This is a genomic window from Chitinophaga polysaccharea (genome assembly GCF_007829335.1).
GTDB lineage: Bacteria > Bacteroidota > Bacteroidia > Chitinophagales > Chitinophagaceae > Chitinophaga > Chitinophaga polysaccharea_B.
This window is the reverse complement of sequence record NZ_VIWO01000006.1, coordinates 195,572-214,233: the sequence shown is the minus strand read 5'-3', so window position 1 is coordinate 214,233 and position 18,662 is coordinate 195,572. Positions and strand designations below refer to the sequence as shown.

Sequence of the window (18,662 nt, the reverse complement as noted above, 5' to 3'; positions counted from 1 at the left end):
TCTGGAAACGCAGACCGGTTTTTTATTGCTTTCATTTTTTATTTGATCATACGCGTGATAGGTATTTAGGTTTGTTAGTAAATAATAATCCTGTTATTTTCCTTTTTATACTGAAATCCCAGGGTGGCTGATAGCAGGGAAAGGGCTTCGGTAAGCGACCGGTCTTTGATACGGATAGTTACTTTTTCCTGTTTCCATTTTGTACCGGTAATTTCAATGGGAACATTGTACCAGTCAGAGATGGATTGAACGACCTCCTCAAAAGGGGACTGGTTGAAAACCATTCCATTATTCCACCATTCGCAAAGCACGGCTGCATTTACTTCGTCGATCGCAAAATTGTTTTGTCGTACATCGTATCGCAGCCGTTTCCCGGGGGTTAGATCGGCCAATTGACGACCATCGTATTGTATACCCACCTTACCGGTGCGTACGACGACAGCAGTATAAAAACTGTCTTGCGCTGTAACTTCAAAGGAGGTACCCAATACGAGGGTACGTAACTTACCCGACTGCACGTAGAAGGGGCGTGCGGGATCCTGTTTTACTTCGAAGAAGACTTTCCCGGAAAGGCTGACGGGCCGTTCTGTGGTATTAAAATTACCGAGGATCACCAATGTGGCGCCGGGGAAGAGATGGGCAATACTACTGTCTGGCAGCTGCACCGTTTTGTGGGCGCCCTTTAACGCAGTAATTGTTTGTGCAACGGGTGATTGCTTTTTAAATAAGATGGTAGTTAGCCACACGGTACCGCAGAGTAGCACAACAGCCGCGGCGGCGTATCCTATCCACGAACGATAGTTGAACAGGGAGTGTGATTTACGAGTTGTCATGGGTGTGGCGAAAGATGACCAGTCGGTATGATCTGTAAATAACTGCCAAAGCACGCCGTGAATCGCCTGCCTATCCTGGTCCTGTAAAGGTTGCTCATCTTCGGGCCGGGCCTGCAGCCATTTTTCTATGAATTGTTTTTCCTGGTCGGTCGCCAAGCCCTGAAGGTACCTGTCAACCATTTCCCTGATTGTTGTTATGTCCATATAACCCGGAGCTTTTTATGTTCCTGACTATATGCCTTCAAAAACAGGATTTTAACTATCCGGGCATTGTTACCAAATTATTACCAAATGGGAAGACTTAGTTGCTATGTAGAAATATGGCAACCAGCATTGCTTCTTTTAAATGCTTTTTAAGCTTTTGATAGCTTGAATTAAGTTGATTACGAACCGTTTGTTCGGAGATATTTAACAGGCCGGCGATTTCTTTTACGGAGAGATTTTTTTCCTGGCGTAGCCGGTAAACCTGTTGCATTTTTTCGGGTAGCCTGGTTATTTCAACTTCCGCCAGTGCCGCTAACTCTTTTGCCTGCAAAGGCGCTATATAGCTGTTTAATTCCGGTAAGATATTTTGTTCGTACTCCTGGCTCCGGCCGGCAATTTTAGCGGCCCGGGAGAAATGGTTCAGCACTTCATACTGAACGGCAGCATGGAGGTAGGCGGCCAGGGTAGTTTCGATATCCAGGGAAGCCCGTCGAGACCATAGGCTGATCATTACTTCCTGTACTACATCTTTCGCGTCTGCTTCCGACTTTAGGCGGTTAAAGGCATAGACATACAGCTTTTCCCAGTACCTGTCGAAAAGTGTTTTAAAAGCAAAACCCTTGTCTTGTTTTACCTGGAGCCACAGATGTAAGTCGGTCAGTTCGTTAAATGCCATTGCGTGCAGAAAGTACAGTTACTACTGGCAAAAGTATATGGCTTTCCTGCAAATAATAAATTTTGGAATGGAAGATAATGGTTTGTTTAGTGCTTTCTTTGGCGTGTATTGGGCCATGGATGGTGCCGGCAGGCCGAATGTTATCTTACTATTAATCTATAAAAAAATAAATAGGGTAGCATTTTACCCAAAAAATCTTTTAAACATCTGAATGAAAACAGATTATCTTTAGGGGACCAACCATTGCTGCTATTTTTTATGTCCCAGTACGATATACATACAGATGAGCAACTGATTGCGCTGCTTAAATGCGGCGATGAGGCGGCTTTTACTGAAATATATGATCGTTACTGGCACCAGCTTTACAAATCCGCCTGCCGTAAGAAAGCGGATAAGGAGCAAGCCAAAGAAATTGTGCATGATGTATTCCTGGACATCTGGAAACGCCGGGAAACGCTAAACATCAGTTACCTTCCTGCCTACCTGGAGCAGGCGGTCCGCTTCCGGCTGATCAATTATATCAACCGGAATAAGATTCCCGCTTTTTTTGATTTATTCGAAACCCTGCTTTTTTCCCCTTATGAGGCAGACCAGGTATTGAAACAAAAGGATTTCATTAAGCTGCTGGAAGGGTGGGTGGATATATTACCGGAAACCCAGCGTCGGATTTTTATACAGTATTTCCTGAAGGAGTTGTCTGTAAAGGAGATAGCGGTTGAAATGAACCTCTCGCCCAAAACGATACAGAATAACTTAAGTCTGTCCCTCCGTCACCTGCGCACACGGTTTGGCACGCTGGTGGCCATTCTACACTTTTTCATCTGGTAAAGAAAAAAAATACTTTTTTCCGGGAAGATGGGTCCTTTTTTGTGACTATACTAAAAAGGCGTTTTATGCAGCTTTCTGACTGGCACCAGAAGTATTTGCTATCCATACTCAAAAAATATGAGGCAGGGCAGGCGAGCCCGGCTGAAGTGCGTTTTATTGAAAGTTACATGGATAGCCTGGATAACCTGGACAACGGGGCAGACAATATGGAGGACAGCAGCGGGCTGCAGAAAGATATAAAGGCGGAGTTACTGAAAAGTATTCGTCAGCCTGGCGGCAAAAGAACGGAAATACCTTTTACAAAAACAAGGCAATTACCTTACCGGCGTCGTATGCGGGTGTGGGCTGCTGCAGCGGCCATCGCTTTGCTGCTGGCAGGTGCGGGCATGTATTGGTGGCTGCAACATGCTGCGGGAGCAGGTTCCCCGGCGCTTGCTGCCAGGGCGGATATTGCACCGGGAGGCAATGGCGCCGTATTGCACCTCTCAGATGGCAGTACATTGGTATTGGATAGCGCGGGTAATGGTACAGTAGCTGTACAGGGAAAAGTGAAGGTGGTAAAAGAGAATGGGATGATAAAATACCAGGGAACAACCAGTGAAGAAGTGTATAACGAAGTGACTACCGATAAAGGCAGGCAGTGGAGAATGGTGTTGCCGGATGGAAGCGGGGTATGGCTGAATGCAGCCAGCTCTATCCGTTACCCGTTGAGTTTTAACGGCAAAGAACGGATCGTGGATATTACGGGCGAAGTTTATTTTGAGGTAGTACATAACGAAAAGCAACCTTTTAAAGTGCGGGTGGGTAAACACGTGATAGAGGATATTGGTACTGCCTTTAACATCAATGCCTATGCCAACGAGCCGGTCATGAAAACGACCCTTGTAGAGGGATTGATACGGGTAAACGGAACATTGATGAAGCCTGGGGAACAGGCACAGGTGGCCGTTGGGCAGGAGCAGGTAACCGTCAGTAAAGTGGATAATCCGGCCGATGCGATGGCCTGGGTAAATGGTCAGCTTTCCCTGGAAAGTAATAACCTGCAGGCACTCCTGAGAAAGATAGCACGATGGTATAATATAGATATAAAAATTGAGGGGACATTACCGGAAACCGGCTTTATAGGTATGATAGACCGGAACGTATATTTATCTGACGTAATAAAAGCATTAACTGTTTATGGCGTTAACGCACGCCTGGAAAACCGGACACTGATCGTTTCCGCTAAGTAAAAAATTTATTCATCAACCAAAAAAAAATGATATGACAACAGGATAGTTGTTAGGCCACCGGTATGCCTGAAAAAAAGGCCGGAAGTGATTAGGACTCACCCCCGGCAGTTATTCAGGATACCTTGTCAACCAAATCTGCTTAAGGACCTCGTTTTAAAGTACCACCGAACAAACCAAATTTATGAAACTTATTGTTAATGGGAATGCCCTTGCGGGCAGGGGAAAGCTATTGCCCCTTTTAATCTGGAAGATCATGCGGCTGACTATATTATTACTCATCATCGCACTGCATCTGAGCGCTAAAACCTACTCTCAGTATATCACTATCAAAAGGGGAAGCCTGACCATAAGACACGCGCTCAGCGAAATTAAAAAACAGTCCGGCTATTCCTTTATAGCCGACAATACGCTGCTGGAAAGTAATGCATTGCTGGATCTCCAGTTAAAGAACGTAACGATGACAGAAGCGCTGGATGCTTGTTTAAAGGGGTTACCCTATGCTTATAGTATAGAAGACCACCTTATTATTGTGAGGCGCATACCGGGCCGGCTTTTTCCATCGATTCCGTTGCAGATGCTGGTGGCCACTACTATTCGTGGCCGTATTACAGATGAAAATGGCAAAGCGTTGGCTGGTGTGAGCGTACGTGTAGAGGGAAGAGCCATGGGGGCCATTACTAATGAAAACGGCGAGTTTACGCTGACCGGCGTGGCAGACAATGCCACCTTAATTATAGGTAGTGTGGGATATGAAACCCAAAAGATGAAAGCGGATGGCAAAAATTTTCTCACCATTGTATTAAAAACAAAAACCAATGTGCTGGATGCAGTAGCCGTGGTATCCACTGGTTATCAAACTATATCCAAAGAACGCGCCACCGGCTCCTTTGATGTGATCAGCAAATCGCAGCTCGACAAACCAGCGGTTAATATTGCCCAACGCCTGATAGGCACCACAGCGGGTATGCAGGCCAAGCTGGACGTAGATGGGAACCCCACATTTGAAATCAGGGGAAAAACCAGCTTATATGCCAGTGCTACCCCGCTTGTAGTAGTAGACGGCTTTGCTATTCAGGGCGATTTCAATTCTGTTAACCCAAATGACGTAGAAAGTGTGACCATCCTGAAAGATGCGGCAGCAGCATCTATCTGGGGCGCCAGATCTGCCAATGGCGTTATTGTTATTACCACAAAAAAATCCACCCACGGTGTGCCCCTACGAGTGGAGTTTTCCGCGTTTACCCGCGTGGGTAGTAAATTTGACCTGGGTTATGTAAATCCATTGGCATCATCTGCCGAAACAGTGGAGTATGAGAAATTGACCTTTAACAGGTGGGGAGCACAGGTCAATTCCGGCGACCTGACTTCTAACTATAGCAAGCAATGGTCGCAGGCTACAGTAGCGCTGAGTGAAAATTATCTCGGCTACTTGTCAAACGCCGATCGTGATGCGGTGCTGGAGAAACTGAAAACACAGGATAACCGTTCCCAGATATCGAAAAACCTGTTGGCTAACCCGTTGGATCAACAGTATAATCTTACCCTTTATGGTGGCTCCCAGCGAATGAGCAATGTACTGTCCCTGTTATTCGGAAAAAGACAGTCGAACTTCAGAGGAACGAATGCCAACAACTATATGTTTAATTATCGCGCCAATGCCAATATATTTAAATGGCTCGATTTTAATGCCAATGCGATGCTGCAGTACAATGATGCACATAACAACGGCGTAACGCTGGATGATATCAAGGGTTTATCGCCCTATGATATGTTGAAGAACCCCGACGGCTCTCTTACCAATATCAGCCAGTACTACTGGCCAATACTAACCCGGTCTGTACCTATGAATAAATTTCCTTATCCCGATTGGACCTACAATCCCATCCAGGAAGTGAATAACCGGGATATCACCGCCAAGCAGTTAAACGCCAGGATGCAGGCGGGACTCACGTTCCGGTTAATGAAAGGGTTGTCGTTCGATAGCAAAATTCAGTACGAGTTGTTTAACACGTTTAACCGTGGGTTATACAACGAACAGACTTTTTACGTGAGAAGCAGGGTGAATACTGCTGCCAGCTGGAACCAGTCGACCGGCGCCATTACCCTGAACCTGCCCAAGGGAGGCATGCTCACACAAAGCAGGAGCAAGGCTGAGTCATATAATTTCCGTAACCAGGTTAATTTCAACCGCAGATTCGGAAGGCAACATGAAGTAAATGTGATTGCAGGGTCAGAAATCAACAGCCAGGTTATACAAACCTTCGGCAATCCTACTGCTTATGGGTATAATGATCAAACCCTTACCCTGGGCACCTTTCCGAATGGACCGGGAGGCACTTTTTCACCGATTAAAAACTGGTTGGGTAATAACCAGACCTTCTCCTATACCAATACTTTCTCTTATGCCACAGAAAGATACTTTTCTTTTTATGCCAACGGCGCCTATACCTTCAACAATAGATACACCGTATCCGGCAGTTATCGTACTGATGCCTCAAACCTGATCACCGATGATCCACAATATCGCTATGCGCCTTTCTGGTCGGCAGGTCTGGCCTGGCAGCTGCAAAAAGAACGTTTTATGTCTGGTATTTCCTGGATCGATTGGCTGAATGTACGGCTTACCTACGGATTCAATGGTAACGTGGATAAGTCTACCGCCTTTCGTCCACTGATAGCCACCACGGCTACACCGGATCTCTATACGCAGGACTTTAAGGCCTCCGTTTCCAGTTATGGAAATCCTACGTTGCGTTGGGAGAAAACAGGTACCTGGAATTTCGGTGTCGACTATACGCTTTTCAATGACCGGTTGCATGGTAAGGTAGATGTTTACAATAAAAAGGGAAGGGACCTGATCGCGGTATTATCTATTCCGGCGGTAAATGGTACCACGTCGCAGAAATTGAACAATGCAGAAATGAGCAACCGCGGGATAGAGATTACCATAGGCACTCATATCCCCATCAAAGGAAATGATATCATATGGAGAGGAGATGTAAACTTTGCTTACAATAAGAATAAAATCACCAAACTGTTTGTGGCCAACTATGCCGCATCTACGCTGTATTCCGGTGGCAGCGGGGCCTATGTGGAAGGAAAGGACGCGAATACGCTCTGGAGCTTTCAATATGCAGGCGTATACGACAAACAGCCATATGTAAAAGGCGCGGGAAAAGACATGTATAATTTTACCGGCTGGACACCCGGCGACGGCAGGGATTATATGCTGGATATGGGAACACAGGTAGCGCCTTACACGCTGGGATTGGTGAATGCTTTCAAGCTATATGACTTTGATATATCATTTATCATTACCGGGAAATTCGGCCATGTGTTTAACCGCATGTCGTTTAATTATCCCGTACTCTGGGGATCCCGGGTATTGCCCAACAAGAAGCTGGGTGAAGTCATGAATGGTGATCCCATGAAGATAGTGCCCTTGCCACAGAATGATGATGAACCTAAGTTTTATTTCTGGGACCGGTTTTATCCTTACATGAGCTACCTGGCCGCCAACGCATCGCATATCCGGATGCAGGAACTGAATATTACCTACCGTCTGAAAAAGAGACTGACCTCTGCTATGCACATTGGCGGGCTGCAGTTGTATGCCCAGGGAAATGATCTTTTTACCATCCTGGCCAACAGCTACGGAGAAGATCCGGAATATCCGCTGGGAGGTATGAAGCCTCAGCCCAAATTTACATTCGGACTTAAATTAACGCTTTAAATCTGCCATCATGCTGATCAATAAAATATACCGCTTGTTGCCTGGTATGGCGCTGCTGACTTTACTTTCTTCATGCGATAAATACCTGAATGAACCACCTTCAAAAACATCGTCACTGGTAGTCACCACTACGGCACAGTTAAATGCGTTGTTGAATAATTATAGCACCTTTTACCAGGAAGGTAACAGGACCGCCATTTACAGTACCGATGATGCAGATCTTCCACTAGACCTGTACAATGCCCGTCCTTCTACCTTTTCCATGGCGCAGGTGGAGTTTACGCTATGGGATATCAACAACCTCCCGGATGATGGCCGTGAATCGTTCTGGAGCGGAGAATATAAAAAGATCTTTAATGCCAATATGGCCCTGTCTTATGCAGATAAGGTAACCGGTACAGAAGACGAAAAAGCGGTGATAAAGGCAGATGCGCATTTCATAAGGGCCTACAGCTATTGGGTATTGGCCAACACTTACTGTTTGCCTTTTACAGATGCCAATAAACAGGAAGCTGGTTTACCGCTGAAGCTGGGCACCGGGTTTGAAGAGCCGGTAGTGCGCCAACCACTGGAAAAGGTGTATAGCCTGATTGAATCAGACCTGGCGGAAGCGCTGAAAACACCGGTATCACTGACTGGAGGAGGAACGCCCCGTCATTGGCGGGCCAGCAAAGCAGGGGTTAATGGTTTTGCGGCACGTTATTATTTAAACCGGAATAATTATACCGAGGCGCTGAAGTATGCCAATGCCGCATTAACAGAATACAGCCAGCTGGTAGATTATAATACGGAGATGAAATACGGGAATGATGGGAACGTAACCATTAATGCGGGTACACCGAATGCACAAACAGTGACTATTAAATATCCGTATACCCATAACAACCAGTCCGACATGACAGATATGATAGGCTGGAAAGAGTTCCTGTACTTCCGGATGCTGTACCATGAATCGTGGTGGTACATACCCAGCAAAGCTTTGCTGGATCTGTACGACCAGGACCACGACCTGCGCTATGAATATCATATCGTAGAAAATTATTCTTACGACCGTGGTTTGATCAAACCAGCCTATAGTTACCCGGGCTACATTTTCTTTTTTAAAGATAGGATACCTTCGGGTCCTACAGTTGCTGAGATGCTGCTGATAAAGGCGGAGTGCCAGGCGCGTGCCAACAATATCAGCGATGCGATGACAGCGGTAAACACGCTGCGGGCAAAACGTATGAAACCTGGTCCCTGGGTAAATCTTACCGCCGCCGGTAAAGATGCCGCGATAAAGTTGATCCTGGAAGAACGCCGCCGTGAAATGCCTTTTACACAACGCTGGTTTGACATCCGGCGGTTGAATAACAACGAGGATCCAAATGATGATGTGGTACTCAACAGAACATTTTATCCATATAATAATGCCAAGGTATCGGTGGGAGAGCCTACACAGACTTATTCGCTGCCTAAAAATGGAAGGCGCTTTGCGGCGCCGCTTCCCCGGACAGAAATTATTTCCAGTAACGGTTTAATTGAACAAAATAAATATTAAAAACCATCCATATGACTTGTAAAAAAATCATCCATACCGGTATTGCCCTGCTATTGGCAGGGCTCCCGGTGATGTCCGCACTGGCGCAGGAAAGCAAAGCAAGCATCAGCGAGTTAAAAGCGGTGATCGGGAAGTATCCCGATAGCCTGGGGGCACATCACGAGTTTATAGCGGCATTCCGTAAAAGCATTCCCAATGCGTCTTTCCGCAATGGCGATTCTGTGGTGTCGCTGCTGAAGGGGCAGTATGAGCAATGGGCAAAACAATTTCCTACATCAGCGATTGTACCCTTTGCGCTGGGTGAAGCCTTTGCGGATGTAGAAAGTCCGAAGGCCAGACCGTACCTGTTAAAAGCCGTGGCATTGAATCCGCAGCTGGCGCCTGCCTGGAGGGATCTGTCTATTGATGCTGACCGCTGGGGAAACCAGGAGGGTGCAAGAGAATATATGGGCAAAGCATCTGCCGCTGATCCTTCAGATCCGGGTTATGCTTTTTATTATGCCATGGATTTTGAGCATGTTGATGGGAAGAAATGGCGGACCATGTTGTATGACCTGGCCAAAAAATTTCCGCAAAGTGGGCGTGGCGCGCAGGGCTTATACTGGCTGGGCGCCCGGAGCCGGGATACAGCGGAAAAAATTATGGTGTTTGAGCAGATGCGCGCTGCCTATCCGCCGGCAAAGTTCAACTGGTCGTTGGGAGGCATGGATGATTTGTTTAACATCTACCTGAAAACCAATCCTGCAAAGGCGGTAGCGCTGGCTGCTGCCCTGAAGGGCCAGGAAGGCTGGGGGGCAAAAGATACCCTGGCAGGAAAGATTGCGACAATCAATAACCTGATACAACAGCGGCAATTTAAAGCAGCCGCTGATATGCTGGCCGGCATAAAACTGCCCCGTTATTCCAGTATGACCACCTTTATCGCCCAGTTGAAAGCCCAGGCTGCCCATGGCATGGGCAATACCGCCGACGCATATAATGGACTGGCCACTATTTACGCCAAGGAACCAACAGACGATTTATGGAAATGGCTGGAAGTGTATGGAAAGGCCCAGGGAAAAGATCATCAGCAGATAGAAAATGATGTATGGCAGATAAGGCAACAGACCATTAAACCTGCGCCTCCTTTTAACCTCGGTTTGTATACTTCCTCCGGAACAGCTTCCCTGGAAGATTACAAGGGGAAAGTGGTGCTGCTGACTTTTTGGTTTCCGGGTTGTGGCCCCTGCCGCGGCGAGTTTCCACATTTTCAAAGTGTGATGGACAAATTTAAAGGACAGGATGTAGCCTATGTGGGCATTAATGTAGCGCCCGACCAAGACGAATATGTAGTGCCATTTATGAAAGGAACGGGCTATTCCTTTACCCCGCTGCGCGCCGACGGCGATTGGGCGGCCAAGGTATACAAAGTACGGGGAGAGCCTACCAACTTCCTCATTGATCAAAATGGACAGCTCGTGTTTACAGATTTCCGGATAGATGGAAGTAATGAACGGACGCTGGAATTGATGATTGGTTCGGTATTGAAACGAAAATAATTTAAAAGGGCCGGCAAATTTATATCTGCCGGCCCTTTTACCTTTTAAATTTTACTTTACCAGTAACGCTGTTCCTTCAAACACAACCCCATCCCAACCGTGTGTCATAAACTGCCGGATATTCTGGTGATCTGTTCCCTCCGGATGCTGTAACACTGATTGATAGTGCTCCGCAAATAAATAAAGTGTATCTTCTTTACTTAACTGCTGTAACCGGGCGAAAGCTAAAACTTTGGCGCTGCCCTGGTTTTGCGTGGCTTCATTATAGGCATCGCCGTTTTTAAAAGCAGTGGGTTGATGCTGGTAATGTGTTTCTATAAATTCAATCACCTCTTTAAAGGTGGTGTTGTTGTCTTTTAAATGCTTAAGTAAAGTAGTCAGTGCTTCTTTCATGTAGTATATAATATTTAACAGGAGAGGCAGTGCCCCCTTTTAACAAGGCCAAAAATAGAAATTTTCTTCAAAGGGTTTATTTAATACTCACTTCCGGTAATTTATACGCTGCTACGGCGTCTACCAACTTACTTTTTTCTGCCGATAATTTTTTCAGAAAGGCAGTTACTTCTGCCCCATATGCGCGCTGGCTGGCAGCGAAGAGTAGCAGGCCTTTAACGCCGTTGTTGCCAACAGCATGGTAGCGGTACACATTTCTTTCTATAATGGCAATACCTTTCCCATCTGCGGAGGCTTGACTAATAAGGAAGTCGAGGATATATTCCTGGTTCTTTTCGTAAACGTTGTAGTTAATCATCGGGTTAGTGGCCTTCAATTTCTTCAATTCTTCCACTTTCTGGCTTGCCAGATCCCGGGGCTGGAAATTGCCCTGGAGGAAATCAACTGTAACGAGCGACTTAAATTTTTCCAGGTTGTCGCCTGCCGTAAGGTATTCTTGCTTGTAGTAGTTGTTGTTGGGATGGGAGGTCCATACCAGGTTGTAGCTGGTGTTGTTCAACTGAATGGGGCCGGGGATGCGGAGGTAGTCGTTTACTTTGGATTGTGCGGCTGCGGTAGTAGCCCAGAGGGCTAATGTGAGGCCGAGTATTTTTATTTTGTTATACATGTGATTGTAAATAATAATGGTACGCTAATAATTGTATATCGTCCGGGTTTTCCCAGTATAGCTGGTCCAGTTTCTCCAGCCTGGCTTCTTGTTCCGGTGTCAGGTAATCGCCCAGGTACCTGGGAATATCCCAGAGCGTGGTGAGTCTTTTATCATCTATCACCAGCGCGAGGAGGTTTTCGCATTCGGTAATGATATCCAGGCTTTTGTTTGCATTCAGCCGTTGCAGGATATCCCGGGTGGACAGAAAATTATCGTATCCCCAGTTACAGAAATATTGGATAAAGCCGCCATTGTACATGTCTGCTTCGAGCCGCCAGATCCGGACCACTTCCTGTTCTTTTTCAGGCATCTGATCCAGTTTCCCACCAAATGTTTTGAATAATTTGTCTGTTATCTCAAAGGAATAATCTTCAAACGCTTTCCTTTGTTCCTCTTGTTCCATGGCAATCAGCATATTTTCCACCGGCCAGTACCTGCTTGTAAGTGGGGGGTATTTAATGCCAGATGGGGGTTAGCAATATGGTTTATCTGGAATAAAGATAATGGCTTTGGAGGAAGTATGCGTCAATGCCGTCGTTTTTCAAACGGGAACAGGTAGCTTAACTGATGATAGCCAATGAACAAAAAGACAGAAAACGACGCTGTTTTTTATGATATTCAGTGTTTTTGGCTAAAATGTCGAATAAAATTCGGTTTTTGCCCCATTATTCTATAAAATTTTCGGTTTGAATGGAAAATGTTTAATAATTTCGTTCTTTTGTTGAAATTTATATATCGAAAGAACTATTTTAGTGATTATAATAGGTCGCCAAAACAATTATTCTTCATTTTTATCAAAATTTAAAAAGTTATTTCATCATGCAGATGACAAAGCCAGCTAAAGTATCTAAAGAAGAACTGCTTTACGGGGAAAAGGGCGTTTCCCTGATAAAGGATTATTTTTCCACACAGTTATGTAAACAATTATCCCTAACCAAAGTATCCGCGCCGCTGTTTGTAAAATCCGGCACCGGGTTTAATGATGACTTAAATGGAGTGGAACAACCCATCCGCTTTAACCTGAAGAATATTCCCTACCAGGTAGAAATTGTACAATCGCTCGCCAAGTGGAAAAGAATGCGCCTGTATGAACTGGACATGGAGCCGGAAACCGGTATTGTTACGGATATGAGAGCCATCCGGCCAGATGAAGTGGTATCTGATATACATAGTTTTTATGTAGACCAGTGGGATTGGGAAAAATGTATCCTGGATAAACACCGGAACATCCCCTATCTGAAAGAAACAGTGAAGAAAATTTACCAGGCCATCCTGGACACCAATAAAATGCTGGAAGAAAAACATGTGCGTGTGCTGGACTTACCGGAATCAGTTTATTTTATACACAGCGAAGAGCTGCTACAGCTTTATCCCGACCTGGATTGCAAAGAGCGCGAAAACCGGATTGCCAAACTTCATGGCGCCGTATTTATCATGGGTATCGGTGGAAAGCTTTCCAACAATGCCGTGCATGACGACCGTGCCCCGGATTATGACGACTGGTCATCTGACAATGAAGACGGCTATCAGGGCCTGAACGGTGATCTAATTTTGTGGAGTCCGGCACTGGGGAGGGCACTGGAAATATCTTCTATGGGAATACGTGTAAATGCTGCATCACTGGGTAGTCAGCTGACATTGCTGGGTTGTGAACAAAGAAGTGGATTACAGTTCCACAACAATGTGCTCAATAACGTGTATCCACTCAGCATTGGCGGAGGAATCGGGCAGTCCAGGCTGTGCATGTTCCTGCTGCAGAAAAAGAAAATTTCAGAAGTACAGTCTGGCATCTGGCCCGACGCATAAGGAGTAACATCCTATTATAACCGTTGCTGGTAGCTGTTAGCGGCCGGCAACGGTTTTTTTAGTGCCGGGTTGGACTACCTGTTATTGGATAACTGGACTACTGTCACTTCGTTTGTGTAACGTACTTTTACCGGGTAAATGAATGATCGATGAAACATCAACAGCCATTGCTGCAATTATATTTAAGATGGGCGCTGGGCGCCAGCTATCTCTGTGCCGGACTGGATCGCCTGGGTGTTTGGGGACCTCCCGGGGGCGCCCGCATCAGCTGGGGCGACTGGCAGCATTTCATGACCTATGCCTATCAATTAATGTCCTTTTTACCGTATAAGATGGCCGAGTTTTTTGCGGCAGTAGCTACCGCCGGAGAAATTGGTTTTGGATTGCTACTAGTTATTGGATTATGGACACGCCTCGCCGCCCTGGGTAGCGGTATCCTGTTATTATTATTTGGATTGTCTATGGCCGTAGCTTTTGGGATACAGTCTCCGTTGAATTATTCCGTATTTACCGCCAGTGCCGCCAGCTTTTTATTATCCACACTTTCCGGGTATAAATGGAGTGTGGATGCGCTGAGGAGCAAGCAGTAAACTCAGGGTTGGGCCGGAGGCTCATATACGATCTTCACGAGGTTATTGCGTTGGAAATCTGTTTTCAGTTCCAGCGTTTTGGCCTGTGTGCCAAACCGGATGCGGAGTGCCGCCGTATTAGGCGGAATGCTGCCGAGGTTATCGGCCATAAACAGCAGCGTATTTTCACCGGGTTGCAGCGATATTTTGATTTGCTGCACTGCTTTCTTTACCGGCAGCCCGGTGGCTATCCAGTTATTATTCAACCGTAAGGAAATGCTGTCTCCATCTTCCTGTTGGGCGTCCCATAATTCCAATATAATATCTGCCTGACGTACGGTAAAGCTGGTGAGTGATTCATTTTTCCGGGTTGTCGTTGGTGGAGGAAGCGCCTTGATAGCGGCTGTAGGCGCAGTAGGCTTTCTATAAAATTGTGCTACCAGGTAGGTGGCATACCAATTGGCCCGGTGCGCAAAATCAAAAACATGTGTTTTCCCTTCGGTGGTGATCCGCATATTGCCGGTATTGGGAGGAAGGCCTCCATAGTTGTCGGCAAAAAAGGTGAGGATATTCATGCCGGTATCCAGGTGGATGCGTTGTTCACGGGTTTGATCATTCATCTCCATGCGATGTAGCAATACGCGGCCGTTGTGTACCAGGGTAACGGTGTCTTTGTCGAGCTGGTCATCATCTTTGATGGATAGTTGAACGACGCTGTCGGCAGTAATCACCTTATCATAAATGCCAAAGTAAACGCTATCTTCTTCGGGGTGAATGATCCTGTTGGTATGCGGCCCGGTCCAGGGTTGGGCGTTGATCTTTTTCAGCCGTATACTGTCCTGGTATAGCAAGCCTCTGAGCGTTACTTTGGTGCTGGTATATATTTCATCATCCTCATCCAGTCCTTTCATGAAAAGGCCGAAATCCTTGATCCACATCCTGCTGAGTTGCATATAGGCGGCACCGTTAGCTGGTTTGCCGTAGTTGAAGGTGCCGTTCAGGTAAAGCATCCAGGGGCCGAGGCGGAAGGGCGTTTCACTGACGGGATATTTAAACCGGCCAATGCCCAGCTGGGTAATGCTTTTGGTGGCCAGTAGCAATTCATAAACGCCATGAAAGGTGTTGCCATAATCCAGTTTTAGTAACGCGGGGTACAGCGTTTGCTGGCCGGGCAGTCCTACCTGCAGTTCTATTATCAGGGGAGGGCGGCCCGGCCAGGGCTTATATTCCATACGCCAGGTGCCGGTCCATTTATCGGCTTGCGCGTTGGTATGGGCTGCCAGGCCCAGAAATAGCAATAGTACTATGTAAAAGATACGGTTTTTCATCAGTTAACTACAATGGACGGCAACTTACATCTTTTTCTTCAACACTACTTTATTCACTTTTCATCTGCCATGATTTTGTTTTGGTAAATGCCCGTAATCCCTGGTGGGAGAGGGTAGCGCCAAAACCGGAATGTTTTCTGCCAGCCCAGGGAAGGCCTGCTGTTACGCGGTCGCAGCAGTTCCAGTAGCCGGTACCACTGTTGACCTGCGACAGGATTTGTGCCGCCCTTTCCTGGCTGCCTGAGTATACCGCAGCGGTGAGGCCATAGTCAGTATCGTTCATAAGCTCCACGGCTTCCGCATCGCTATTCACTTTCATGATACCGATAATAGGGCCAAAGCTTTCTTCCTGCATGACTTTCATCTTATTATCTACGTCCGCCAGGATAGTAGGTTCGAAAAAGTTGCCCTCGTGTTCAATACGTTTTCCGCCCAGCAGCAGGGTAGCGCCTTTGGCCCTTGCTTCGAGTATTTGGTCTTCCAGTACTTTGAGCTGATCGGGGCGGGTGAGGGCGCCGAAGTAAACCCCTTCTTCCGTTGGTAATCCTAACTTCCAGGAGCGAACGGAGGTTACAAATGCATTCACGTATTCGTCGTATATTTTTTCGTGAACGTATATACGTTCTACGGCGCAACAGCTCTGGCCATTGTTATAAAAAGCGCCGTCGGCGGTAGCAGCGGCTACGGCGGCAATGTCATTGATGTCGTCGGCCACATACAGCGGGTCTTTACCGCCCAGTTCCAGTTGGCAGGGCACCATTTTTCCGGCCACTTTTTCGTAGATATATTTACCGGTTTTGTAAGAACCGGTGAAGAAGTAGCCATCCAATTTCATGGTCAGCAGCGCTTCACCGGTTTCTTTTCCGCCAGTAGCTACCACGAAAAGATTGGGATCGAGCCCGGCCTGCACCAGCAGGCTTTCTATTTCCATGCCGGTGAGGGTGGCGTATTCCGATGGCTTATACAATACGGCATTGCCTGCCAGCAGAGCCGGTATAAACACATTCACGCCCACCAGGTAAGGATAATTCCAGGCGGAGATATTACAAACGATTCCCAGTGGCTCGTAGGAAATTTTTTCTTTTAAAGCATCCGAGTTGGTGACCCATTCATCTGCCAGGAATTTTTCGGCATTGTCCAGCATCCATTGTATGCGGGTGCGGGCGCCATTGATTTCATTCCTGGATTGCTGCAGGGGTTTACCCGTTTCTGAAGTAAGTATGCCAGCCAGTCTTTCTATATGGGTTTGCAGCAGCTGACTGAACCTGGCGATGATCTTCATACGCTCTGCGAGGCTGGTGGCGGCCCATTTGGGCTGCGTTACTTTCAGGCGCATATACATGTCCTGCAAGGTATCGCGGGTATCATCGCGTAGTATTCTCAGGGTGGCGCCGGTGGCGGGATTAATGACTTTCATTTTGTATGGTTTCTTACTTCCTGGATAAATTGTGTTTTAATTTTTTGAGAAAGCGGATTTACCTCTTTCTCCTGCATTCTTTCCGGATGCCACTGTACACAAAGCATGAAGGCTTTACCTGTTTTATCCTTGAACTCGATGCCTTCAATAAGGCCATCGTTGGTATCGGAGGTGGCGCTCACCATGAGGTTGCTGCCCAGGTGAGCGGGATGAATCCCCTGGTGATGGGCGCTGTTGACCTGGCCGTGAGTAGCGCCCGTAATGGCATACAGGAGACTGTCTTCGCGGATATTGACACCATGTATTTTATCGGCGGTTTCTTTTTTATGAATTTTATTAGCCGGTTCTCCAATGTCTTCGTATACTTTTCCCCCTTCCAGTATATTGATATACTGTAATCCCCGGCAGATGCCTAATACCGGGAGTCGTTGCTGCTGGGCGTATTCGTAGATCTTTTTTTCAAAAGCATCTCTTTCCGGTAAGAAGTGGTCAGGTTGATGGGGATAGTGTTCGGCGCCGCCATATAAAGCGGGTAAAACATCTACGCCACCGGTTAAAACAAATCCATCGCAGGCGTAGATATCGTCCACATTATTGTTGATAAACGAGAGGATGACCAGTTCTATATCCTCTCCCAGCTCTGCGGGCAGGAACCAGTTTTCGTAATTGGCGAAGTTGGCTTCTGTATAACTGATACCAATTTTTTTCTTCATGATTATAAAGCATTTTGGTACAGCTGTTTGAAATCGGCCCTGGTTACGGGCTTGGGATTGTTAGGATGTGCAAAGTCGGCGAAGGCAAGGTCGGCGAGTGTGTCGATATGACTTTCCTTCACGCCGATATCGCTGAGATGGTGTGGTATATTCACCATGGTATTGAGGTCGAATAAATACTTCACCACGGCTTCCCCGGTTTCTTCTTTCAGTTCCAGTGTTCTGGCAATGCGGCGGAATTTATCTTCAAACCCGGCAATGTTGAACCGCATACCGTAAGGAATATTCACGGCATTGGCGAGGCCATGGTGGGTATCCAGCAGGGACGATAGCGGGTGCGCCAGCGAGTGTACCACGCCCAGTCCTTTCTGAAAAGCGATGGCGCCCATCATGGAGGCCATCAGCATATTGCTCCTGCTTTCGATATCGGGATTGTTGGTGGCTTTTACCAGGGAATTTTTGATGAGCCATATTCCTTCCAGCGCAATGCCATCGCAAAGCGGATGTGGATTTTTTGCCAGGAATGCTTCCATATTGTGGGTTAGTGCATCCATGCCGGTAGCAGCCGTTACGGAAGGCGGGAGTTCCATAGTGAGGAGTGGATCAGCAAATACAATTTTCGCCATTAGTTTGGGCGAGAAAAGTATTTTTTTCTGGTGCGTTTCATCATCGGCAATGATGGCACTTCTGCCTACTTCGCTGCCGGTGCCGGCGGTAGTTGGAACGGTAACGAAATGAGGTACATCATTGGTGACATAGATATCGCCGCCAATAAGATCATCGTATTTAAACAGGTCCTCCCGGTGATGCACGCGCAGTACAATGGCGCGGGCTACATCCAGGGCGGCGCCTCCGCCTATACCAATGATGCTGTCGCGCTGTGTATGATCAAATACTGCTGTGCCTTTATACACATCACTTTTTACCGGGTTTTTATGGATATCGCTGAATACTTCTACAGAAAGGTGATGTGCCTGCAGATCGTTGACAATCGCTTTAAAAAATGATAGTCCTGCCACGGTAGGGTCTGTTACAATCAAGGGCTTTGATAATCCGTTTTTCTGAAGATAGGCGGGAAGTTCACTGATAACGCCTGCTCCGAAGCGGATGGTGGTTGGAAAATTAAACTGAGCTGCCATATAC

Annotated in this window: 16 protein-coding genes; 7 read left to right on the top strand and 9 right to left on the bottom strand. The window is 46.8% G+C overall.

Annotation, left to right across the window (positions count from 1 at the left end):
- Positions 1 to 74: 74 nt before the first annotated feature.
- Positions 75 to 1,037 (bottom strand): FecR family protein, encoded by a 963-nt coding sequence (locus tag FHW36_RS20220; protein ID WP_145671402.1) that lies wholly within the window; start codon positions 1,035 to 1,037, stop codon positions 75 to 77.
- Positions 1,038 to 1,134: 97 nt separating this feature from the next.
- A complete protein-coding gene (locus FHW36_RS20215; protein ID WP_145671401.1) occupies positions 1,135 to 1,713 on the bottom strand; it encodes an RNA polymerase sigma factor in 579 nt (192 codons plus the stop codon).
- Positions 1,714 to 1,971: 258 nt separating this feature from the next.
- Between FHW36_RS20215 and FHW36_RS20210 the strand changes: the two genes are divergently transcribed.
- From FHW36_RS20210 to FHW36_RS20190, 5 genes are all read left to right on the top strand, one after another.
- Positions 1,972 to 2,541: an RNA polymerase sigma factor gene (locus tag FHW36_RS20210; RefSeq protein WP_145671400.1), complete on the top strand. Its 570-nt coding sequence runs from the start codon at positions 1,972 to 1,974 to the stop codon at positions 2,539 to 2,541.
- Positions 2,542 to 2,606: 65 nt separating this feature from the next.
- Complete coding sequence (locus tag FHW36_RS20205) at positions 2,607 to 3,773, top strand: FecR family protein (RefSeq protein ID WP_145671399.1); 1,167 nt, start codon at positions 2,607 to 2,609, stop codon at positions 3,771 to 3,773.
- A 181-nt stretch (positions 3,774 to 3,954) separates the two neighbouring features.
- A complete protein-coding gene (locus tag FHW36_RS20200; RefSeq protein ID WP_145671398.1) occupies positions 3,955 to 7,506 on the top strand; it encodes a SusC/RagA family TonB-linked outer membrane protein in 3,552 nt (1,183 codons plus the stop codon).
- 10 nt (positions 7,507 to 7,516) lie between these two features.
- On the top strand, positions 7,517 to 9,046 hold the full coding sequence (locus tag FHW36_RS20195; RefSeq protein ID WP_145671397.1) for a RagB/SusD family nutrient uptake outer membrane protein: 1,530 nt from the start codon (positions 7,517 to 7,519) through the stop codon (positions 9,044 to 9,046).
- Positions 9,047 to 9,057: 11 nt separating this feature from the next.
- Positions 9,058 to 10,584: a TlpA disulfide reductase family protein gene (locus tag FHW36_RS20190; protein ID WP_145671396.1), complete on the top strand. Its 1,527-nt coding sequence runs from the start codon at positions 9,058 to 9,060 to the stop codon at positions 10,582 to 10,584.
- Between the two features lie 51 nt (positions 10,585 to 10,635).
- On the opposite strand, the gene FHW36_RS20185 is transcribed toward FHW36_RS20190, so the two are convergent.
- The 3 genes from FHW36_RS20185 to FHW36_RS20175 all read right to left on the bottom strand — a co-directional run bounded on the left by FHW36_RS20185 (position 10,636) and on the right by FHW36_RS20175 (position 12,089).
- Positions 10,636 to 10,977 (bottom strand): HopJ type III effector protein, encoded by a 342-nt coding sequence (locus tag FHW36_RS20185; protein ID WP_145671395.1) that lies wholly within the window; start codon positions 10,975 to 10,977, stop codon positions 10,636 to 10,638.
- Between the two features lie 76 nt (positions 10,978 to 11,053).
- Positions 11,054 to 11,644, bottom strand: a complete 591-nt coding sequence (locus FHW36_RS20180; protein ID WP_145671394.1) for a hypothetical protein — start codon at positions 11,642 to 11,644, stop codon at positions 11,054 to 11,056.
- The gene (locus FHW36_RS20175; protein WP_186452539.1) at positions 11,637 to 12,089 is read right to left on the bottom strand and encodes a DMP19 family protein; all 453 of its coding nucleotides are present in this window, start codon (positions 12,087 to 12,089) and stop codon (positions 11,637 to 11,639) included. Before FHW36_RS20175 ends, FHW36_RS20180 begins: the two co-directional genes overlap by 8 nt.
- A gap of 416 nt (positions 12,090 to 12,505) precedes the next feature.
- On the opposite strand from FHW36_RS20175, the gene asnA reads away from it, so the two are divergent.
- The gene (gene asnA / locus FHW36_RS20170) at positions 12,506 to 13,492 is read left to right on the top strand and encodes an aspartate--ammonia ligase (protein ID WP_246121199.1); all 987 of its coding nucleotides are present in this window, start codon (positions 12,506 to 12,508) and stop codon (positions 13,490 to 13,492) included.
- 149 nt (positions 13,493 to 13,641) lie between these two features.
- The gene (locus FHW36_RS20165; protein ID WP_145671392.1) at positions 13,642 to 14,082 is read left to right on the top strand and encodes a DoxX family protein; all 441 of its coding nucleotides are present in this window, start codon (positions 13,642 to 13,644) and stop codon (positions 14,080 to 14,082) included.
- Positions 14,083 to 14,084: 2 nt separating this feature from the next.
- On the opposite strand, the gene FHW36_RS20160 is transcribed toward FHW36_RS20165, so the two are convergent.
- Genes FHW36_RS20160 through FHW36_RS20145 form a run of 4 tightly spaced genes read right to left on the bottom strand, consistent with a single transcriptional unit; the run spans position 14,085 to position 18,658 of the window.
- On the bottom strand, positions 14,085 to 15,389 hold the full coding sequence (locus tag FHW36_RS20160) for a hypothetical protein (protein ID WP_145671391.1): 1,305 nt from the start codon (positions 15,387 to 15,389) through the stop codon (positions 14,085 to 14,087).
- A 49-nt stretch (positions 15,390 to 15,438) separates the two neighbouring features.
- Positions 15,439 to 16,806, bottom strand: a complete 1,368-nt coding sequence (locus FHW36_RS20155; RefSeq protein ID WP_145671390.1) for an aldehyde dehydrogenase family protein — start codon at positions 16,804 to 16,806, stop codon at positions 15,439 to 15,441.
- The gene (locus FHW36_RS20150) at positions 16,803 to 17,519 is read right to left on the bottom strand and encodes a gamma-glutamyl-gamma-aminobutyrate hydrolase family protein (RefSeq protein WP_145671389.1); all 717 of its coding nucleotides are present in this window, start codon (positions 17,517 to 17,519) and stop codon (positions 16,803 to 16,805) included. The genes FHW36_RS20155 and FHW36_RS20150 overlap by 4 nt, the downstream gene beginning before the upstream one ends.
- A gap of 2 nt (positions 17,520 to 17,521) precedes the next feature.
- A complete protein-coding gene (locus FHW36_RS20145; protein ID WP_145671388.1) occupies positions 17,522 to 18,658 on the bottom strand; it encodes an iron-containing alcohol dehydrogenase in 1,137 nt (378 codons plus the stop codon).
- Positions 18,659 to 18,662 lie beyond the last annotated feature (4 nt).